We start from the raw sequence: 21,686 nt of genomic DNA, 5'->3' as shown, positions 1-21,686 counted from the left end.
AATTTATAGTTATGGATATAGATATCGAGAATAAAAAAATTGAATTGATACAATGGTTATCTACTCTAACTGATTCTGCTACAATTAATAAATTGATTAAACTTAGAGAGAGTGAAAAAAGAGACTGGTGGAAAGATATGTCATTAGCTGAAAGGCAATCTATTGAAAAAGGAATTCAAGATGCAGATAGTGGTAAATTAAATTCCCATTCTGAGGCAAAGAAAATGTATGATAAGTGGTTATAAAATATATTGGACAGATCATGCACTTTCCGAATTAAAGGAAACAATTGAATATCTAGAATTTAATTGGACTGAAAAAGAATTAAGAAAATTTTCCTCAAAACTTGAACATACTCTTGAATTAATTTCGAAAGCCCCTAAATTATTTCCTTTATCATCTAAAAAAAATGAAGTTAGAAAAGCCGTTATTGAAAAACATAATAGTTTGTATTATAAAATTAATTTAAATACGATTGAAATAATTTCATTGTTCTCTAATATCAAAAATCCAAATAGTAAAAAATTATAATTTTATATTGTGAAGGCCTAGAAAATTATAAGATATCGAAAAACTCATGAGATAAAAAAGTGCATTATATAACTTAATCTACCGAGTTTGGATTAAGTTACTTTAAATATTAAGGTTTGTCCACAAAATTATAAACTTCCTCTAATTGAGAATCGTCGAAGTATTGTTCTTTTCGGTCTTAATTAATGGGTTTTTTAGTTATTCATTATCATTCAAAGTCCAGATAAAAGCTTTCTCCTTGGTGGCTCTAAAAATGGTGTTGTGTTGTTCATTTGGCTCATCAGAATAGGTCCAAGTTAATGTCTGAGGTGCATTAGTAGTTAAAATTTCGGCCAATTTATTTGTGCTTTTTGAAATATCTACGGCATCCGATCCAGCAAACCAAAATTTAATATTCTTAGTTGGAAAATTTATTAAATGTTCTTGAACTGTATTTGTTAAATACGTATCATTCCACCATAAGGAAGGATCCATAGCAATATAAAAATCGAATAAATCTGGTGTTAAAAACAAAGTTTCTACAACAAAAAGTCCAGCGAGAGATTCTCCAACTAGTCCTTTTCTATCGGTGACTCTATATCGGTTCCCAATTTCTTGAAATAATTCGTCAGAAATAAAGGCTCTATAGTTTTTAGCGCCATCAGTTTGAGGCGCATATTGTTTGTCGTATTCTGTATCCGAAAAACCAGTTAAATCTCTATGTCTATCTGTGTTTGCAATACCAACCAGAATAATAGGAGGGATGCTTTCGTTTTTAACAAGTTTCGCAATAGTATTTGCAATATGTGGAAAATCTTCACCTTCAATACCACCATCTGGCATGTATAGAACTGGATAAGATATATCCGTTTCATTATAATCTTCAGGGGTCCAAACGTTGATGGTTCTAGTTTCATTAACTTCTATGGACTCTATCTTAAAACTATCATGTTCAGGAATCGGATCGCTGTAAGTGGTTTTTTTTGAACAGTTTGCTAATAGAATGGCGAGAATTATGAATTGACTTAAATATTTCATGGTTTCGGATACTAGTTGATAAATAGTCTTTTTTAATAGCTATGAAAAACGAAGTTAATAATTTTTAATTTAAAAATTCTAAAACGGGTTTTAAGCTTTCTTGCGGATTTTCCTCCATTGGAACATGACCCATATCATCCAGAATGACTAATGTGTCATTTGGTAAATCTTCCTGAAATTTATAAGCATTATCTACTGGAATTAATAAATCGTCTGCTCCCCAAAGTATCAATGTTGGTTGCTGAATTTTGTTGATGTTTTTATAATTGCTGGAATCGGTAGTGATTTCAAGCCTATCAACAAAAGCTTGCCTATTTCCTTCTCTAAGAGTTAGTTCAAAGTATCTTTCTACTAAAGAGTCAGTTACTTTTGAGGTGTCAAAATAAACGTTTTCAACACTTGCTCTCACTAAAAAACGAGGTGTTAAATACGTGAATAGATTTTTAAGAACAGGCGTTTTAGCCATTTTAAAAGCAATTGGAACACTCTTTGAATTCATAGGATAACCAGCCGCATCGATTAAAATTAATTTTTCAACCATATCAGGCTCTTCTAGAGTGAAATTCCACGCTATCTGTCCCCCTAGAGAATTTCCAGCAAGTACACATTGTTTAATATCTAAAGCTATCAAAAAATCCTTTAAGAAGGATGTGTATTGTGTCATTGAATAATTGCCATCTAGAAATGGACCTGTTAAGCCGTAACCAGGAATATCCATTCTAATTATTCGATTTGATTTCTTCAGGATATCTGTCCACGCGTCAAATGTCTGTAGACTAGCTCCTGTGCCATGGATTAATACGATTGGAATAGAGTCGGTTTTGTTTCCTTCGTCACGAAAATGCACCTCCATACCATCAATAGAAACAAATTGAGATGCAGTATTTGTATATTTAGTTTTTAATTCATTTAGTGGGATGTCTCGATGTCCAAAGAACAAAACAACCGCTACAAGAATTAGAATTGTAATGGATAAAACAATTTTTAATCCTTTAATCAATAATTTCATATTTTATATTATTTGATGTGGTTATGTTATTTAATGGCTCATAAACCAGTCATTTTTATTGAAAACGAAGTTATTAAATATTTTTTAAAATGATTACTCTAGCTTAATAAACTAAAAGCATCTGGTGGTTTGGATTGGAATGCGTTTCAGAAATTTGGAAATCGTAACTACCTATTATTTTAAAACCAACTTTGTTATAAAAATTAATAGCCTTCTGATTTTCCACCCATACATAGAGCCACAAACCAGCTTGATTTTGTTTTTTTGATAGTTCAACATTGAATTTAAAGAGTTCAAAGCCTAATTTTAAATGATGGTATTCTTGTAAAATATAGAGTCTTTCTAATTTTGTAATGTTTTTAAACGAAATATTTTCTTGAGTACTATTGTAACTGATTTTAGAATACCCAATTGGTTTTTCATTGTAAGTAATCATGTGAAAGATATTATTAGAATCTTCCAATTCAGCTTCAAATACGACTTTAGTAAACTTAGATTTAATATAATTGGTAATATCTTTTTCCGGAGCACTCATGCCATGAGATTCGATAAACGTTTGTTTTCCTATTTCCGAAAGAATTTTAGCATGGCTTAAGTTGGCCTTAACAATGTTAGTCATAATTTTAACTTAAAAGGAAAGATTTTAATCCATCGTAATTTGAAATACTAATCGCCTGTTTCTCTTTATCGATAACAGCTTTTATTTGGTCAGGTAAAGGAATGCTCGTATTTACAGTGTCTTCAACAACATCCAAAAATTTAGTTGGATGCGCCGTTTCTAAAAACACACAATGCGCATTAGGATTATGTTTTAAATAGGCCTTACAACCTAAATAACCTACAGCGCCATGCGGATCTGCAACATAATTATATTGGGTATAAATTTCTTTTAAAGCCTCTTTAGTTTCTTCATCTGTAAAACTAAAACCAGACAAATTATTTCTTAAAAGATGGAAATCGTTATTGTAAATCTCTTGAATACGAACAAAATTACTTGGGTTTCCTACATCCATAGCATTACTGATGGTTTGAACTGATGGTTTAGGCGTGTAACTTTGTGTGTTTAAATAATTAGAAACTACATTATTTTGATTATTGGAGGCTATAAAATGATTGATGGGTAAGCCTAATTGTTGCGCAACCATACCAGCACAAACGTTCCCGAAATTTCCACTTGGCACTGAAAATACAAGGTTTTTGTATTGCTTATGAAGCTGTTTGTAAGCAAACATAAAATAGAACAATTGAGGTAACCAACGCGCCACATTGATAGAGTTGGCAGATGTTAGTTGCATAAAATTTGTAATGTCTGTATCTAAAAAGGCACGTTTTACCATGTCTTGGCAGTCATCAAAAACACCATCCACTTCTAAAGCTGTAATGTTTTGACCTAATGTTGTGAGTTGTTTCTCTTGAATATCACTTACTTTCCCACTAGGATAAAGAATAACAACATTAACACCTTTTACTCCTAAAAACCCGTTAGCAACTGCGCCACCAGTATCTCCAGATGTTGCTACCAAAACGGTTACTTCTTGATTATTATCCTTATTGAAATAGCCTAAACAACGTGCCATAAATCTGGCTCCAACATCTTTAAAAGCCATGGTTGGTCCATGAAATAATTCTAAAGTCGAAATGTTCTCATTCAGTTTTACAATAGGGAAATCAAAAGACAAGGTTTCTTCAATGATCGTTTTTAAAATGTCTTCAGGAATATCTGGGGTAACAAATTGTTTAATGGCTTGAAAAGCAATTTCAGTATGAGATAATTCGTCAATATGATCAAAAAATGATTGTGGTAAAGGGGTAATGGATTCTGGGAAATAAAGTCCTTTGTCTGGTGCAATACCTTTTATTACGGCTTCACTAAAAGAAGTGTCTGGTGCTATTTTATTTAAACTATAGTATTTCATCTTGTATATGACCGTTGATGGAAGACGGTTGGCAGATTAATTAGATTATTTTAATACCCTCTGTATTGATAGCTGATGTAAATGTATAAAACTCAATGTCTGTTTTTGAATAAACTGTTTTAATTGCTTCTTCAACATCTTTTGCTTTTTGTTTTCCTTTAGTTAAGACGAAAATAGATGGCCCAGAACCAGAAATGCCACATCCTAAAGCTCCTATCTTTAAAGCTGAAGATTTTACATCTTCAAAATAAGGGATTAATGATTTTCGGTAGGGTTCAACAATGACATCTTGTAACGATCTCTGAATTAGATTATAATCATTTGTATGCAAAGCATGCACAAGACTACCCACATTTGCCCATTGTGTAATCGCATCTTTTAAGGGGATTTCTTTTGGTAGAATAGCTCTGGCTTCAGATGTTTTTATTTCGATTTGCGGGTGAATAATGGTCACATATAATTGGCTAGGAGTTGGTAGTTCTAAAATTTCTAATGGTACGGTGCTTTTAACCAAAGTGAAGCCACCAAAAATACCTGGAGCCAAATTATCGGCATGTTCGCTACCACTCGCTAAAGCTTCACCTTTCATAGCAAAATTGGTGAGTTGGGTTTTATTATAAGGTTTCCCTAATAATTCATTTATAGCAAAAACACTTCCAGCAGCACTAGCAGAACTACTTCCAATACCACTTCCAGGTTTGATGTTTTTATAAATTTCAATTTCAAAACCACAATCAGGATTAGCATGTCCAATTAAAGCTAAAGCCGAAACACCTGCGACATTCTTTTCAGCTTCAAAAGGCAAATCATAACCTTCAATTTTTGTGATTTTAATGCCTTTCTCCTTCGTTTTTCTAACAACCATTTCGTCGCCTATAGCATCTAAACAAAAGCCTAGAACATCAAAGCCACAAGAAACATTAGCGACCGTTGCTGGCGAGAATATTTTTATTTCATTCATAATTAATTGTTACCAATTCTAATAATATCAGCAAATAAACCGGAAGCTGTAACATCTGCTCCAGCACCTGCACCCTTAATAATCATAGGTTGTTCGGTATAGCGTTCGGTGTAAAACATTACAATATTATCTTTTCCTTCTAAGTTATAAAACGGATGTCCAACAGGAATTTCTTTTAATCCAACTTTCGCTTTTCCATCCTTTAGTTCTGCAACATATTTTAATTGACACTTATTTTGTTTGGCAGATGCGTATAGATTTTGAAAATGAGCTTCATCTGTAATTAGAGTCTGGTAAAAGTCATCAACAGAATCACTTTCTAAATTAGCTTTTGTTAAAAAGGAATGGTTCTCAATATCTTCTAAATCCATTTTCAACCCGCTTTCTCTAGCCAAAATAAGTATTTTTCTAGCCACATCTACACCAGATAAGTCTATTCTAGGGTCTGGTTCTGTATATCCTTCCTTTTGAGCTTGTTTTACAACATCGTGAAATTTTGTTTGATCATTAAAATTATTAAAAACAAAATTTAAACTTCCAGATAATACAGCCTGAATCGTTGTAATTTTATCTCCAGAAGCCATCAAATTTCTTAGCGTATCTATAATAGGTAATCCGGCACCTACATTGGTTTCAAACAGAAAAGAAGCATTGTATTTTTTAGAAAATTCTTTCAGTTGTTTATAGCTTTCAAAGTCATTAGAACAAGCTATTTTATTGCAAGCAACAACGGCTATACTTTCTCTTAAATAGTCTGAGTATATATTGGCTACATCGCTGTTAGCAGTAACGTCTACAAAAATGCTGTTACGCAAATTGAGTTCTTTGACACGTTCTAGAAATGCTTTTAGAGAGGTGTTTTCTCCTGATTCTAAATCGGTTTTCCATGATTTTAAAGATAATCCAGAATCATTAAAAATCATTTTCCGCGAATTAGCTAATCCTATAATTCGAAGATTTATTTTTAAATGTTCTTTCAAATATTTCTTTTGAAGTTTAATTTGTTCCACTAATCGCTCTCCAACATTTCCAACCCCAGTAATAAACACATTGAGTTGTTTGTTCTGATCTTCAAAAAAGCGTTCATGAATGGTATTTAATGCTTTTTTTACATCTTTTTGTGCAATAACAGTTGATATGTTTTTTTCTGATGCTCCTTGAGCAATGGCACGAATATTTATATTATTTTTTCCTAAGGCACTAAACATACGACCACTAATACCTTGATGATTTTTCATATTATCGCCAATTAAGGCGACTATCGCTAAATTATTTTCAACCAGAATCGGGTCTATTTTATGTAATGCAATTTCATTTTGAAAACTTTCATTAATAGCTTGTTCTGCTTTAAATGAATCATTTTGATCAATACCAAAGCAAATAGAGTGTTCTGACGAGGCTTGAGTAATTAAAATAATATTAATCTTCTCTTGGGCAAGAGTTTCGAATAGGCGCTTAGAAAAGCCTGGAATACCCACCATACCATTTCCTTGAAGCGTTAATAAAGCGATATCATCAATATTACTGATGCCTTTAGCCGCTTTTCCATTGGTAATTTCATTGGAGATTACAGTGCCTTCCGCATCTGGTTGTAATGTGTTTTTAATATGAATGGGAATGTTTAAACTTAAAACAGGTTGAACCGTGGGCGGATATAAAACTTTAGCACCAAAATGCGATAATTCCATAGCTTCCTGGTAAGATAAATTTTTAATAGGATAGGCTTGTTTTACTAATTTCGGATTGGCTGTATACATGCCACTCACGTCTGTCCAAATTTCTAAACGATTCACTTTTAAAGCAGCAGCTACAATTGCGGCTGTAAAATCTGATCCACCGCGACCTAAAGTTGTAATTTCATTATCTAAAGATTTAGAAACAAAACCTGGCAGAATCGTGATTTTTTGATTAGCGTCTTTAAAGTAAAATTGAATATTATTATTAGTGACTGGGTAATTTACTTGGGCATGACCAAAATTAGAATTCGTGGTAATCAGGTCTTGACTATTTTTTCTGACTACGTTTATGCCTTGCTGTTTCATGGTTTCAGCAATGATATAAGACGATAAAGTTTCACCAAAACTAACAAGTTTGTCAGATGTTTTTGGAGATAGCTCATTAATTAAATAGATACCATCTAATAAATTTTTTAAAGCGTGTAGTTTACTTTCTAAATAATCTAAAACAGATTCTTTGGGATTTGGTATTAATTCAGATATAATATTAAAGTGAATTTCCTTAATCTCTTTAAATTTAGATAAATAAGATTCATCTTTATTTTGTGCCAATTCACCAGCTTTTAGAAGCTTATTAGTAATACCACCTATGGCCGATACCACACAAATAAGTTGTTCTTTTTCAGAATAATCTTGAAGAATAGTTATAACTTGTTTTATATTTTTTGAAGAGCCAACAGAAGTTCCTCCGAATTTCAATACATTCATGATTAATCTAATTATGATTATTAAATATTTTTTTTGATTTTGTAAATAAATTACAAAGAAGGACGGAAGTGAAAAATTATATTAACCCCAAAGGGTTGAAGTAGTAAAAATAGTAATATTACCAACAGAGGTGTTGTTGGCTAATAATTGATTATGTATGTAATTAGAATGATACATTTTATCTGTCTATACTTCAAATGTATTATTTTTGTTGAGATAAACAAATAAATTGATAATTTTTAGCTTGAATTCTTTTATAATTCGATGGAAAATTAAAAACACTTTTAAATGAAAATATTATCGAAAGAGCAAGTTTACGAAGGTGATAAATTAACTGCCAAAAGGCAAAACATATCGTCAACAGAACTCATGGAGCGTGCAGGTATCCAGATTTTTAACTGGTTGCATACTAAAATGCAAGGGGCACAGGTGCCTATTCATGTTTTTTGTGGAATAGGAGATAATGGAGGAGATGGTTTGGTTGTGGCTAGACATTTGGTAACCTATGGTTACAATGTAGATACTTATGTAGTGAATTGTAGCGATAAACGTTCGAAGAATTTCTTGCTTAATTATGATAAGATAAAACACGTTACTAAAAAATGGCCAACTTTATTGGATTGCAAAGACGATTTTCCACCAATTGAAGAAGACGACATTATTATAGATGCTGTTTTTGGTATTGGTTTAAATAGGGAAGTAGGAGACTGGGTAAAGCAATTGTTTCAGCATTTTAAAGCTTCAAAAGCTTTTACTTTGGCCATAGATATTCCTTCCGGATTACATACAGATCAGGTTCCTAAGGATGAAAACGGAGTTGTTTGGGCAAATTTCACCTTGAGTTTTCAAACGCCCAAACTGGTGTTCTTTTTACCAGAAACGGCTAAATATTCTAAAGAATGGGAGGTTTTGGATATTGGTATTGACAGAGATTTTTTAATTAATACCGAAACCAAAGCAGAATTAATACGTAAAGAGGAAGCGTTGACCTTTTATCAACCGCGAGAAAAATATTCGAATAAAGGCCATTTTGGCCATGCCCTAATAATTGGAGGGAGTTATGGCAAAATAGGAGCTGTTACTTTAGCGAGTAAAGCAACTTTAGCATCTGGAGCAGGCTTGGTAACTGCTTATATTCCAAAATGTGGGTATCAGGTTATTCAATCTGCTTTTCCAGAAGCTATGGTCCTGACGGATGTAGACGAAAAGATGATAACTAACATTGAATTAAATTTTGAACCAACAGCTATTGGAATTGGAGTAGGTTTGGGGACAGAAGAAAAAACGATTAAAGCTTTTGAAACTTTTCTTAAAAGTAATAAATCACCTTTAGTTGTAGATGCAGATGGGTTGAATATCTTATCAAAAAAGAAAGCCTTAATAAAGCTTCTTCCAGAAGGGACTATTTTAACACCGCATCCTAAAGAATTGGAACGTTTAATTGGCGTGTGGAAAGATGATTTTGATAAACTTAAAAAAGTAAAAACTTATTCTAAAAAGCATCAAGTTATTGTGGTTATTAAAGGAGCGAATACTATAACTGTTTTAGAAGATAAGTTATATATAAATACTACAGGAAACCCAGGATTGGCTACAGGAGGAACGGGAGACGTTTTAACTGGTATTATTACTGGATTATTAGCGCAAGGCTATAATCCGTTAGTTTCTGCCATTTTTGGCGTGTATTTGCATGGAAAATCGGCGGATATTGCTGTTGAAAAGACAGGGTATCAAAGTTTATTTGCCAGTCATGTTGTGGAATTTTTAGGTGATGCTTACCTAGATTTATTTTGGAAACCAGAACCGCCTCAACCGGAAGCCGAATCAGAAAATAAAAGAAAATAAAAAAAGCTACTCTGTACTTCGACTACGCTCAGCAACCAGAGTGGCTTTTTTAGTTTTATATTTGAAAAGAATTAGATATCCAGCGTATTAAATAATTCTATAAGTTTCTCACTTGAAGGTCTTGGAGCATCTGGAGACACAACATTTCCATTAGGATCGATTAATAAAAATCTAGGAATACCATTAATTTTATATTCTCTAATAAAAGGTGTTTGCCATCCTTCTGGAGCAAATAATTGAATACCACTTAATTCTTTATCGGCAATCATAGCTTTCCAATCTTCGCGAGCTTTATCCCAAGAACCACCATGAGATCTATCGTCATCAATAGAAAGGCTTACAAACTGAATGTTTTTTCCATGATATTCTTTTTCTAAAGCTTTTAATGAAGGAATTTCAGCTTTACAAGGACCGCACCAAGTAGCCCAAATATCAATATATGTGTATTTTCCTTTTAAATCTTCAAGAGAGGTCGTTGTTCCATCAATATTTTCGTAATCTACAAAAGTTGGAGATGGAGCTCCTACTGGAAATTCTGTTTTCAATGAAATAGCATCTGCTAAATAGCCTTTATAAAACTTAACCATTGGCTCAATGTCTTTAACACCACTATTAATTAAAGAAGAATCGATACCAGTTTTAGAAGCATAAAACTCGTTTAATTCAGTTTTTATGTTGGCCATGGCAATATCAAGTTCTGCCATGTCTGTAATGGCACTTAACTCGTCAATATTTAATAATTTTTCTTCCTTTAAAGATTTTTCAGTTAAAAAATTGCTGTGCTCAGATCCTGTTCCAGTATAAACAATTGTTTCATCAAATTCCTTAGTATCTAAGGTCATGTTGATGTCGTATCCATTTTTCAAGAAAACGTTTGCACTTTCATTTCCGTCAAAAAAGTTGTAAATACCAGTTTCAACTTTTAGGGTATCGCTAAATGTCCCATCTTCATTAACTTTAATGGTTTTAGAATAATCGCGCGTTCTTAAAACAACGGAATCACTACTTTTATTAGTTATTTTTCCAGAAAACGTTACATAGTCTTTAGGTTCTTCTTGGCAAGAAATTACTGCAATTGCACTTAAAATGAATATAATTTTTTTCATTGTTGGTTATTTATTTTTATCAAAAATAACGGTTTAATTATTATTTCCATCATAACAGTTAATTATTAACAATTGTTTGGATAAAAGGTTTGTAATGCTGAATTTTGACAACTATCAAAAACAAACATGGACAACATTCATTATATTTCTACCAAAACACTCGATTTAAAGACGCTTTATAGTATCATATCAGAAAATATGCAACTAAAACTTTCAGAAGAAGCGAAAGAGAAAATAATTAATTGTAGAACGTATTTAAATGAAAAATTAAAGAATCAAGATCATCCTATATATGGAATAAATACAGGTTTTGGTTCCTTGTATAACGTTAAAATTTCAAAAGAAAACTTAACAAAATTACAAGAAAACTTAATGATGTCTCATGCTTGTGGTACTGGAGATGAAGTTCCGGAAGCAATTGTAAAATTAATGCTCTTACTTAAAATTCAATCTTTAAGTTATGGTCATAGCGGCGTGCAATTACAAACGGTTGAACGATTAATGGATTTTTATAATAATGAGGTTTATCCGAAAATTTTCACCCAAGGTTCTTTAGGGGCTTCTGGTGATTTAGCACCTTTAGCGCATTTGGCTCTACCATTAATTGGAAAAGGTGAAGTGTCTTATAAAGGAGAACTTTATTCAGGAGAAGCTATTTTAAATGCCTTTGGTTGGGAGCCGATTATCATGCAATCTAAGGAAGGTTTAGCCCTTTTAAATGGCACACAATTTATGAGTGCTTATGGTATCCATTTGTTATTTGAATCTTATAAACTTTCTTATTTAGCCGATTTAATAGGAAGTGTTTCTTTAGATGCTTTCGATGGAAGGATAGAACCTTTTAACGAATTGGTTCATTTAGTTAGACCACATAACGGACAACTAAAAACTGCTGAGCGCATTAGAGAATTTCTAGAGGGAAGTGAATTGATAAAACAAGAGAAAGTTCATGTTCAAGATCCTTATTCCTTTAGATGTATGCCTCAAGTTCATGGTGCCACAAAAGATACCTTAGCCTTTGTTGAAAAAACATTTATTACTGAAATTAATTCTGTAACAGATAACCCTAATATTTTCTCCAAAGAAGATGAAATTATTTCTGGCGGAAATTTTCACGGACAACCTTTAGCTCTAGCATTAGATTATCTTAAAATAGCCATGGCAGAATTAGGAAATATCTCTGAAAGACGTGTGTTTCAATTAGTATCTGGATTACGTGGATTACCAGCATTTTTGGTGGATAGTCCAGGATTAAATTCAGGTTTTATGATTCCTCAATATACAGCTGCTAGTATTGTTAGTGCAAATAAACAATTGGCTTCCCCTGCAAGTATTGATAGTATTGTATCTAGTAACGGTCAAGAAGATCATGTAAGCATGGGAGCAAATGCCGCAACGCAAGCTTACAGATTGATTACTAACATAAAAAGGATTTTAGCCATCGAATTATTTAATGCATCTCAAGCATTAAGTTTAAGAGCTCCTTTAAAATCTTCCGAATTTATAGAAAGCTTTTTAACTGTCTATAGAGCAGAAGTTCCTTTTGTTGCTTTCGATAGAGAATTATATAAAGATATTGAAGCTTCAATATATTTTATTGATACTTTAACTATTGATAGTCAGGAAGTTTTATAGGTAATTAATTCTTATCAACTAGATTATTGGCCCAATCAATTGCTTTGGTTAAAGATTTAAAAGTTTTAAAAGGCTTAGTAAAAAACATTTTTTCAAGTTCAATATTATCCAAATGAAGCTTATTACCTGTAACAACCGCAAAACCTACTAAATTAGAGATTTGAGAGGTTTTAAAATAAATGTTTGGGTCTACAGAATAAGAGTTTATTCTGTGCGTAATGTAAACGAAATTTTTATTTTTAAAATATGATTTAGCTAAATCTTCCAAAACATTATTTAGACCAATATTTACAGTAATGCCTTCGTTCATAACAGAAACCATATAGTTTTCGTGAAATGAAACAGTACCAAATGGAAGTGTAAGTGAATCTAACATAAATGAATAAAATGAATATCTATTAAGATATGGTAAAATTAGGAAATAAACTAGTTATAAATTAAAAACGCCATTAAATATTTTTAATGGCGTTTTTAAGTATAGTAAGGGCTAACAGTTAAGATTCTGTTTTATTTTTGGATCTTTCAATTTTTACTGTTAATTCTTGAGTTTTTGTATCTAAATCCATTGAAATAACATCTCCTTCTTTAACGTTTGAGTTAATGATTTCTTCGGCTAATTTATCTTCAACGTATTTCTGAATAGCTCTTTTTAAAGGTCTAGCTCCATATTGTTTATCGAAACCTTTATCGGCAATATAGTCTTTAGCTTTTTTGCTTAATTTTAGCGTATAACCTAAAGATTTAATACGTTCAACTAAAGTTTCTAACTCAATATCAATAATCTTGTCGATATCTGCTCTTTCAAGAGCATTGAAGACAACAACATCATCAATTCTATTTAGAAATTCTGGTGCGAAGGCTTTTTTAAGCGCATTTTCAATAACACCTTTTGCATTAGCATCTTCCTGAGCTTTTTGAGAAGCTGTTCCAAAACCAACTCCTGCTCCAAAATCTTTTAATTTTCTAGAACCAATGTTAGAAGTCATAATGATAATGGTATTTCTAAAGTCTATTTTTCTTCCTAAGCTATCAGTTAAGAAACCATCATCTAAAACTTGTAACAACATGTTAAAAACATCTGGATGTGCTTTTTCAATTTCATCTAATAAGACAACAGCATAAGGTTTGCGTCTAATTTTTTCAGTTAATTGCCCACCTTCTTCATAACCTACGTATCCTGGAGGTGCACCAACTAATCTAGAAATAGCAAATTTCTCCATGTATTCACTCATGTCAATTCTAATAAGTGAATCTTCACTATCAAATAATTGTCTAGATAACACTTTGGCTAATTGCGTTTTCCCAACACCTGTTTGTCCTAAAAATATAAACGAACCAATGGGCTTGTTTGGATCTTTAAGTCCAGCACGATTACGTTGTATGGCTTTAACAACCTTTGCAACAGCTTCGTCCTGACCAATAACTTTTCCTTTAATTAATTCAGGTAACTGAGCTAATTTAGTGCTTTCAGTTTGTGCAATTCTATTAACAGGGATTCCAGTCATCATGGATACAACATCTGCAACATTATCTTCTGTTACAACTTCACGGTGCAGTTTGGTGTCTTCTTCCCATTTTTCTTGAGCAATGGCCAATTCTTTTTCTAAACGTTTTTCATCGTCTCTGAGCTTGGCTGCTTCTTCATATTTTTGCTTTTTAACAACCGAAGTTTTAGAAACTTTAACTGCTTCCAGTTGTGCCTCAAGTTCTAAAACTTGTTTCGGAACATTGATGTTTTTTATATGAACTCTAGATCCGGCTTCATCTAAAGCATCAATAGCTTTATCTGGTAAAAACCGTTCTGTCATGTATCTGTTAGTTAATTTTACACAAGCTTCAATAGCTTCTGGCGTGTAATTAACATTATGATGTTCTTCATATTTGTCCTTAATATTATTAAGGATTTCAATGGTTTCTTCAACGCTTGTAGGCTCGATGATGACTTTCTGAAAACGACGTTCTAAAGCGCCATCTTTTTCAATATACTGTCTATATTCATCTAAAGTTGTAGCTCCAACACATTGAATTTCTCCACGTGCTAAGGCAGGTTTAAACATGTTTGATGCATCTAAACTTCCCGTTGCCCCACCAGCTCCAACAATGGTATGGATTTCGTCGATAAATAGAATAATATCATCATTTTTTTCCAGCTCGTTCATAACGGCTTTCATACGTTCTTCAAACTGTCCTCTGTATTTTGTTCCCGCAACTAAGCTAGCTAAATCAAGAGTTACTACGCGTTTGTTGAATAAAATACGTGACACTTTTTTACTGACAATTCTATTTGCTAAACCTTCAGCAATGGCAGATTTACCAACCCCAGGTTCTCCAATTAAAAGCGGGTTGTTTTTCTTACGTCTACTTAAAATTTGAGAAACACGTTCAATTTCTTTCTCTCTTCCAACAACTGGGTCGAGTTTGCCTTCTTCTGCCATAGCAGTTAAGTCGCGACCAAAGTTATCTAAAACAGGTGTTTTAGATTTCTTATTTGCTTTAGATGACGGGGTATTGAAAAGGTTGTCTTTTGATGTATCGTCATCCATACTAGAATCATCATCTTGAAACGATTCTGCTTTTGGTTCTCCCGAAACGTCGGGATAATCTTCTTCTTCGTTCGTTATCATAAACTTAAATTGTTCTTTTGCGTTATCATAATCCACTTTTAGCTTGTTTAAAAGCTTGGTAGTTGGATCGTTTTCATTTCTTAAAATACACAGCAATAAATGGGCTGTATTTATAGAGGTACTTTGAAATAATTTGGCTTCTAAAAACGTTGTTTTTAAAGCTCGTTCTGCTTGTCTTGTTAAATGTAAATTCTTTTTTTCGTTAGAAACTACAGTAATATTTGGATTTGCAGGACTTAATATTTCTACTTTTCGCCTTAAATGATTTAAATCTATCTCTAGGGCATTCAAAATATTTATGGCTTTGCCGTTGCCGTCACGAAGCAAACCAAGCATTAAATGTTCGGTGCCAATAAAATCATGACCTAAACGTAAGGCTTCTTCTTTGCTGTAAGCAATTACATCTTTGACTCTTGGGGAAAAATTATCATCCATATATTATTCCTTTCTTCATTAAAAATACTAATTCATCTAACTAAAAACAAAAACTATACCTTAAAATATAGGTATTGTGCTAATAGACAAAAAAAACTTAATAAAATCAAAATATTTAACAGCTTACTTATTAAATAAAACAGCTTTAGATTGTTAATAAAAAACTTCAAAAAATTCATAAGAAAGACTTACTCTAACTGCTGAAATGGTTATATTAGCACGATTTGAAAAACTAGAAAAAAACTAATTAAATTTATATATGACAGAAGGAGAAAAAGTCATTCCAATTAACATTGAAGATGAAATGAAATCGGCTTACATTGACTATTCAATGTCAGTCATTGTGTCACGTGCTTTACCAGATGTAAGAGATGGCTTAAAACCAGTTCATAGACGTGTTCTTTTTGGAATGCATGAATTGGGAATTAGAGCAACGGGAGCACATAAAAAATCAGCAAGAATTGTTGGGGAAGTTTTAGGAAAGTACCATCCACACGGAGATACCTCTGTTTACGATGCCATGGTTCGTATGGCTCAAGAATGGAGTTTGCGTTACATGTTAGTTGATGGACAAGGGAACTTTGGATCTGTAGATGGAGATAGTCCTGCAGCAATGCGTTATACAGAAGCACGTATGCGTAAAATATCGGAAGATATGCTTGCAGACATTGATAAAGAAACAGTAGATCATAAATTGAATTTTGATGATACTTTACAGGAACCAACTGTATTACCAACTAGAATCCCAGGATTATTAGTAAATGGTGCATCTGGTATTGCTGTTGGTATGGCTACCAATATGCCTCCTCACAATTTAAGTGAAGTGGTAGATGGAATTATTGCTTATATTGAAAATACAGACATTGAAATTGACGAATTAATAACACACGTTAAAGCGCCAGATTTTCCTACAGGAGGAACTATTTATGGATATGACGGTGTTAAAGAAGCTTTTCATACTGGGCGTGGACGAATTGTCATGCGTGGAAAAGCTATTATCGAAGAAGTTCAAGGGAGAGAATGTATTATAGTTACAGAGATTCCTTACCAAGTGAATAAAGCAGACATGATTAAAAAGACTGCAGATTTGGTAAATGAAAAGAAATTAGAAGGTATTGCAACCATCCGTGACGAATCTGATAGAAATGGAATGCGTGTCGTTTACGTTTTAAAGCGTGATGCCATTCCAAATATTGTTTTAAATAAACTTTATAAATATACAGCCTTACAATCTTCTTTTAGTGTGAATAATATTGCACTTGTTAATGGAAGACCTCAAATGCTTAATTTAAAGGAGCTTATTCATTATTTCGTTGAACACAGACACGAAGTAGTTGTTAGAAGAACCACCTACGAATTACGTAAAGCTGAAGAACGTGCTCATATTCTTGAAGGTTTAATTATAGCGTCAGATAATATTGATGAGGTTATAAAAATTATTCGTGCATCTAATAATGCAGATGAGGCTCGCGAAAAATTAATTGAACGTTTTAAACTTTCTGAAATTCAAGCAAAAGCCATTGTTGAAATGCGTTTGCGTCAATTAACAGGATTGGAACAAGACAAATTACGTACTGAATACGATGATTTAATGATTACCATTGAAGATTTAAAAGACATTCTTGATAAAAAAGATCGTCGTATGGAAATTATTAAAACAGAACTTGCCGAAGTAAAACATAAATATGGAGATGAACGTCGTTCAGTAATTGAATATGCCGGTGGCGATTTAAGTATTGAAGATATGATTCCAGACGAAAAAGTAGTTATTACTATTTCACATGCTGGTTATATTAAGCGTACATCACTTTCAGAATATAAAACCCAAAATAGAGGAGGCGTTGGGCAAAAAGCTTCAACTACTAGAAATGAAGATTTCTTAGAGCATTTATTTGTTGGTACAAACCACCAATACATGTTATTCTTTACACAAAAAGGGAAATGTTTCTGGATGCGTGTTTATGAAATTCCAGAAGGAAGTAAAACATCTAAAGGTCGTGCTATTCAAAATCTAATTAATATTGAACAAGACGATGCTGTTAAGGCGTTTATCTGTACTCAAGATTTAAAAGATGAAGATTACATTAATAGTCATTACGTAATTATGGCTACTAAAAAAGGTCAGGTTAAAAAGACATCTTTAGAACAATATTCGAGACCTAGAACTAATGGAATTAATGCCATTACAATTAAAGATGATGATATCTTATTAGAAGCAAAACTTACTACAGGCGAAAGTCAGGTAATGTTAGCCTTAAAATCTGGGAAAGCTATTCGTTTCGAAGAAGCTAAAACCAGACCAATGGGTAGAAGTGCTTCTGGTGTAAGAGGAATTCGTTTACAAGATGAGAAAACAGACGAAGTTATTGGAATGATTGCTGTTGACGATATGGAAAGCGATATTCTTGTTGTTTCAGAAAACGGATACGGGAAACGTTCTAGCTTAGAAGATTACAGAATTACCAATAGAGGAGGGAAAGGTGTAAAAACTATTTCTATTACTGAAAAAACAGGTAACTTAGTAGCGATTAAGAATGTAACTGATAGTGACGATTTAATGATTATCAATAAATCGGGTATTGCAATTAGAATGGCAGTTCAAAACTTAAGAGTTATGGGTAGAGCTACTCAAGGTGTTAAACTTATTAACTTAAAAGGAAACGATTCTATTGCAGCTGTTGCTAAAGTGATGCATGACGAAGATGAGGTTGAATTAGATGAAGATGGAAATATTATAATTCCAGAAACGACTAATGAGGCTAATGAGGAAACTCAAAATGAAGATGGCACAACTCTTGATAATTCTAGTGAAGAAGAATAAAAAAATAAAATAATTTAATATTAATAACAATGAAAAAACAATTTATAGTTGCTTTGGCAATCATGGTAACTGCTTTTAGTTTCGCACAGAAAAAAGAATTAAAATCTGCAGAAAAAGCAATTAAAGACAGCAATTATGCTGAAGCGAAAAGTTTATTAACTCAGGTAGAGCCAATGTTGTCTTCTATGAATGAAGACCTTAAGGCTCAATATTATTTATTAAATGCTAAGGCGTTATACGCAAATGGATCTGCTAATAACGACGATGTTGCAAAAGCATTAAAAAGTTTAGGTTTAGTTCAAGGTGATTTAGAGGTTGAAAACCAAGAATTAAGAAATACCATGTTACAATCTTTTGTAAAAAAAGGTAATGATGCTTACGAAAGTAATGACTTTAGTTTGTCTTCAAAGAATTTTGAAAATGCCTATAGAGTTTCTCCTCAAGATACGTTGTATTTATATTATGCCGCTGCAACAGCTACTGGTGTTCAAGAGTATGATAGAGCTTTAGTTCTTTATGAGGAATTAGAAGAATTAAATTATACAGGTATTGAAACTGAATATATTGCTGTAAATAAAGAAACAGGTGTAATCGAAGTTTTTCAAAGCAAAAATATTAGAGATATTTCTGTTAAAGGAGGTGATTTCGTAAAACCTAGTAAGCGTCATACAGAATCTAAAAAGGCAGAAATTGTTAAAAACATGGCTTTAATTTATACCAATAAAGGTGATAATGAACAAGCTCTGATTGCAATGACTAAAGCTAGAGAAGCAAATCCTGATGATTTAAATTTATTAATATCTCAAGCAAATTTGTATTACAAATTAGGAGATACTGAGAAATTTAAAGAATTATTAACTATAGCCACTGAAAGAGATCCTAACAATGCTGAATTACAATTTAATTTAGGTGTTATGTCTCAAGATTCTGGAGATATTGAATCAGCTAAAAAATATTATGATAGAGCTATTGTATTAGATCCAACGGATGTAAATTCTAAAATTAATATGGCTTCAATGATCTTGAATCAAGAGAAAGCCCTTATTCAAGAAATGAATGGATTAGGTAGTTCTTCAGCTGATAACAAACGTTATGATGAGTTGAAATTACAAAGATCTGAGATTTATAAAAGTGTTATTCCATACTTGGAAGGTGTTTTAGTAACTGATCCAGCAAATATTGAAGCAGCTACCACTTTAATGAATATTTATAGTGCTACTGGAGATGATAAATATAAAGCTATGAAAGCTACAGTAGAATCTTTAGGAGGGAATTAATTTCTTCTAAAAAAGTGATATAAAAAAAAGCTGCAATTATTTGCAGCTTTTTTTTATATCACTTTTTTTATGACTCTTAATTTATGAGTGTGCATGCGTTTATCATGATTATATATACCAGAATGATCTAATCTGTCAATTCTAACTTTACCATGAGCATGAATAATGTAGTTGTCTTCCATAATGATGCCAACATGTACAATTTGGCCTTCATTATTATCAAAAAAAGCAAGATCTCCAGGTTCGCTTTCTTCTATAAAGCTTAAAGCCTCTCCCTGAGTAGCTTGTTGAGAAGCATCTCTTAAAAGCTTATAGCCATTAAGTTTATAAACCATTTGAGTAAAACCAGAACAATCAATTCCAAATGGCGTTTTTCCTCCCCATAAATATGGCGCATTTAAATAGAGAAAAGCCGTTTCAATAATATTAGCTTTTGGCTTTAAACCCGTTATTACGTGACCATCATGTAAATGGTTTAAAAGTGAAAGTCCGTTTAATGATGATCCTAATGGAATAGCATAAAGCTGTTGTTCCTTATCTTCAACAAATTCAACCAAATCTTTTGAAAGTATGGGATTTTCTATTTGAAGGGTAAGGTATTGTTCTTCAGAAATTTCAATATATTGTTTATTATCAATCCAACCTTCATAGCTGTCAAAACTAATACGGATTTTGCTCCAAGACTTACGTTGTTCAATTACTTTAAAAGAATCGCCATACAACACTTGTGAAACTAATTCACTAGTGTCTGTAGGTTCTAGTCTTAAAGGAACAATGCTTAAATTACAAATTCCGTATTGCATTAATATTAAATATCAGGATTAGTTTCTTTCAATTACAACTGCCGAAGCACCACCACCACCATTACAAATTGTTGCTGCACCAATTTTTGCGTTGTTTTGTTCTAAAACATTTAATAAAGTAATTAAAATTCGAACACCAGAACAACCAAGTGGGTGACCTAAAGAAACAGCTCCACCATTAACATTAACATTGCTATCATTTAGTCCTAAAATTTTCATATTGGCTAAACCAACAATTGAAAAAGCTTCGTTAAATTCAAAATATTCAACATCCTTTAAAGAAATACCTGCTTTATTCAAAGCTTTTGGTAATGCTTTAGAAGGTGCTGTTGTAAACCATTCAGGTTCATGAGCAGCATCTGCATATCCTGTAATGGTTGCCAATGGTTTTAAACCTAGCTCTAGAGCTTTTTCTTTACTCATTAATACCATTGCGCCAGCTCCATCATTAATAGTGGAAGCATTTGCAGCTGTAACCGTACCATCTTTTGTAAAAGCAGGACGTAAGCCAGGAATTTTATCTAGTTTAACATTTGTAAATTCTTCATCTTTAGAAACAATAATAGCATCTCCACGACGTTGAGGTACTTCCACAGGAACTACTTCATTATCAAATTTTCCAGCTTCCCAGGCTGCTGCAGATCTTTTATATGATTGAATAGCATAAGCATCTTGATCTTCACGAGAAAATTTATATTCTGTAGCACATGCATCGGCACAAACACCCATGGCGTTGTTATCGTAAGCATCTACCAAACCATCTTTCTGCATTCCATCTTCTAATGTTGCTGGTCCAAATTTTGTTCCAGTTCTTGCATGATAATAATGTGGAATTAAACTCATGTTTTCCATTCCTCCAGCCACAATAATATCGGCATCTCCTAAAGCAATTGCTTGAGCGGCTTGCATCACACTTTTCATTCCAGAAGCACATACTTTATTAACCGTAGTACATGGAACTGTATTTGGAATACCAGCATAAATTGCTGCTTGTCTTGCAGGAGCTTGTCCAGTTCCAGCAGAAACCACATTTCCCATAATCACTTCTTGAACCAAATTTGGATCTAGGTTTATTTTATCTAAAGCACCTTTAATAGCTATTGCACCTAATCTTGGTGCTGTTATAGTAGATATAGCACCTAAAAAACTACCTATTGGTGTTCTGGCTGCAGATACAATTACGACTTCTTTACTCATTTTCTGTGGGTTTAAATTTTAATGATGCAAAATTAATCAATTTTTTATAGAATTTAGAATGTTTC

General features: G+C 32.6%; 17 protein-coding genes. 6 read left to right on the top strand and 11 right to left on the bottom strand.

Annotated elements, in window-relative coordinates:
• The first annotated feature begins 11 nt into the window (after positions 1-11).
• Together IEV77_RS10720 and IEV77_RS10715 are read left to right on the top strand one after the other, a co-directional pair.
• A complete protein-coding gene (locus IEV77_RS10720; RefSeq protein ID WP_188464580.1) occupies positions 12-245 on the top strand; it encodes a hypothetical protein in 234 nt (77 codons plus the stop codon).
• The gene (locus IEV77_RS10715; protein WP_188464579.1) at positions 229-531 is read left to right on the top strand and encodes a type II toxin-antitoxin system RelE/ParE family toxin; all 303 of its coding nucleotides are present in this window, start codon (positions 229-231) and stop codon (positions 529-531) included. The genes IEV77_RS10720 and IEV77_RS10715 overlap by 17 nt, the downstream gene beginning before the upstream one ends.
• Before the next feature lie 198 nt (positions 532-729).
• Here the strand turns inward: IEV77_RS10715 and IEV77_RS10710 are convergent, their stop codons facing one another.
• The 6 genes from IEV77_RS10710 to thrA all read right to left on the bottom strand — a co-directional run bounded on the left by IEV77_RS10710 (position 730) and on the right by thrA (position 7,878).
• On the bottom strand, positions 730-1,548 hold the full coding sequence (locus IEV77_RS10710; RefSeq protein WP_188464577.1) for an alpha/beta hydrolase: 819 nt from the start codon (positions 1,546-1,548) through the stop codon (positions 730-732).
• 64 nt (positions 1,549-1,612) lie between these two features.
• Positions 1,613-2,557, bottom strand: a complete 945-nt coding sequence (locus IEV77_RS10705) for an alpha/beta fold hydrolase (RefSeq protein WP_188464575.1) — start codon at positions 2,555-2,557, stop codon at positions 1,613-1,615.
• 103 nt (positions 2,558-2,660) lie between these two features.
• Entirely contained in the window at positions 2,661-3,176 is a 516-nt protein-coding gene (locus IEV77_RS10700; protein WP_188464573.1) for a GNAT family N-acetyltransferase, read from the bottom strand.
• 4 nt (positions 3,177-3,180) lie between these two features.
• Positions 3,181-4,473, bottom strand: coding sequence for a threonine synthase (gene thrC / locus IEV77_RS10695; protein WP_188464571.1), 1,293 nt, complete (start codon positions 4,471-4,473; stop codon positions 3,181-3,183).
• Positions 4,474-4,513: 40 nt separating this feature from the next.
• The gene (locus IEV77_RS10690; RefSeq protein ID WP_188464569.1) at positions 4,514-5,434 is read right to left on the bottom strand and encodes a homoserine kinase; all 921 of its coding nucleotides are present in this window, start codon (positions 5,432-5,434) and stop codon (positions 4,514-4,516) included.
• 2 nt (positions 5,435-5,436) lie between these two features.
• Positions 5,437-7,878 carry a bifunctional aspartate kinase/homoserine dehydrogenase I gene (thrA, locus tag IEV77_RS10685; protein ID WP_188464567.1) on the bottom strand — a complete coding sequence of 814 codons (2,442 nt, stop codon included), beginning with the start codon at positions 7,876-7,878 and terminating at the stop codon, positions 5,437-5,439.
• 288 nt (positions 7,879-8,166) lie between these two features.
• On the opposite strand from thrA, the gene IEV77_RS10680 reads away from it, so the two are divergent.
• Positions 8,167-9,723 (top strand): NAD(P)H-hydrate dehydratase, encoded by a 1,557-nt coding sequence (locus IEV77_RS10680; RefSeq protein ID WP_188464565.1) that lies wholly within the window; start codon positions 8,167-8,169, stop codon positions 9,721-9,723.
• A 71-nt stretch (positions 9,724-9,794) separates the two neighbouring features.
• Here IEV77_RS10680 and IEV77_RS10675 read toward each other — a convergent pair whose 3' ends face one another.
• The gene (locus IEV77_RS10675; protein WP_188464563.1) at positions 9,795-10,829 is read right to left on the bottom strand and encodes a TlpA family protein disulfide reductase; all 1,035 of its coding nucleotides are present in this window, start codon (positions 10,827-10,829) and stop codon (positions 9,795-9,797) included.
• 126 nt (positions 10,830-10,955) lie between these two features.
• Here IEV77_RS10675 and hutH point away from each other — a divergent pair, with 126 nt between their 5' ends.
• Positions 10,956-12,464, top strand: coding sequence for a histidine ammonia-lyase (gene hutH / locus IEV77_RS10670; RefSeq protein WP_188464561.1), 1,509 nt, complete (start codon positions 10,956-10,958; stop codon positions 12,462-12,464).
• Positions 12,465-12,468: 4 nt separating this feature from the next.
• Here hutH and IEV77_RS10665 read toward each other — a convergent pair whose 3' ends face one another.
• Positions 12,469-12,840 carry a hypothetical protein gene (locus IEV77_RS10665; RefSeq protein ID WP_188464559.1) on the bottom strand — a complete coding sequence of 124 codons (372 nt, stop codon included), beginning with the start codon at positions 12,838-12,840 and terminating at the stop codon, positions 12,469-12,471.
• 118 nt (positions 12,841-12,958) lie between these two features.
• Complete coding sequence (locus tag IEV77_RS10660; protein ID WP_188464557.1) at positions 12,959-15,523, bottom strand: ATP-dependent Clp protease ATP-binding subunit; 2,565 nt, start codon at positions 15,521-15,523, stop codon at positions 12,959-12,961.
• A 259-nt stretch (positions 15,524-15,782) separates the two neighbouring features.
• Here IEV77_RS10660 and gyrA point away from each other — a divergent pair, with 259 nt between their 5' ends.
• The gene (gene gyrA / locus IEV77_RS10655; protein WP_188464555.1) at positions 15,783-18,344 is read left to right on the top strand and encodes a DNA gyrase subunit A; all 2,562 of its coding nucleotides are present in this window, start codon (positions 15,783-15,785) and stop codon (positions 18,342-18,344) included.
• A gap of 29 nt (positions 18,345-18,373) precedes the next feature.
• Positions 18,374-19,621 (top strand): tetratricopeptide repeat protein, encoded by a 1,248-nt coding sequence (locus IEV77_RS10650; RefSeq protein ID WP_188464553.1) that lies wholly within the window; start codon positions 18,374-18,376, stop codon positions 19,619-19,621.
• Positions 19,622-19,674: 53 nt separating this feature from the next.
• Here IEV77_RS10650 and IEV77_RS10645 read toward each other — a convergent pair whose 3' ends face one another.
• Together IEV77_RS10645 and IEV77_RS10640 are read right to left on the bottom strand one after the other, a co-directional pair.
• Entirely contained in the window at positions 19,675-20,424 is a 750-nt protein-coding gene (locus IEV77_RS10645; RefSeq protein WP_188464551.1) for a C40 family peptidase, read from the bottom strand.
• Positions 20,425-20,442: 18 nt separating this feature from the next.
• Entirely contained in the window at positions 20,443-21,621 is a 1,179-nt protein-coding gene (locus tag IEV77_RS10640; protein ID WP_188464549.1) for an acetyl-CoA C-acyltransferase, read from the bottom strand.
• Positions 21,622-21,686 lie beyond the last annotated feature (65 nt).

Source organism: Xanthomarina arctica, from assembly GCF_014638915.1.
Lineage (GTDB): Bacteria > Bacteroidota > Bacteroidia > Flavobacteriales > Flavobacteriaceae > Xanthomarina > Xanthomarina arctica.
Note: the sequence above shows the minus strand (reverse complement) of the source record. Positions and strands in the feature narration are given on the sequence as shown.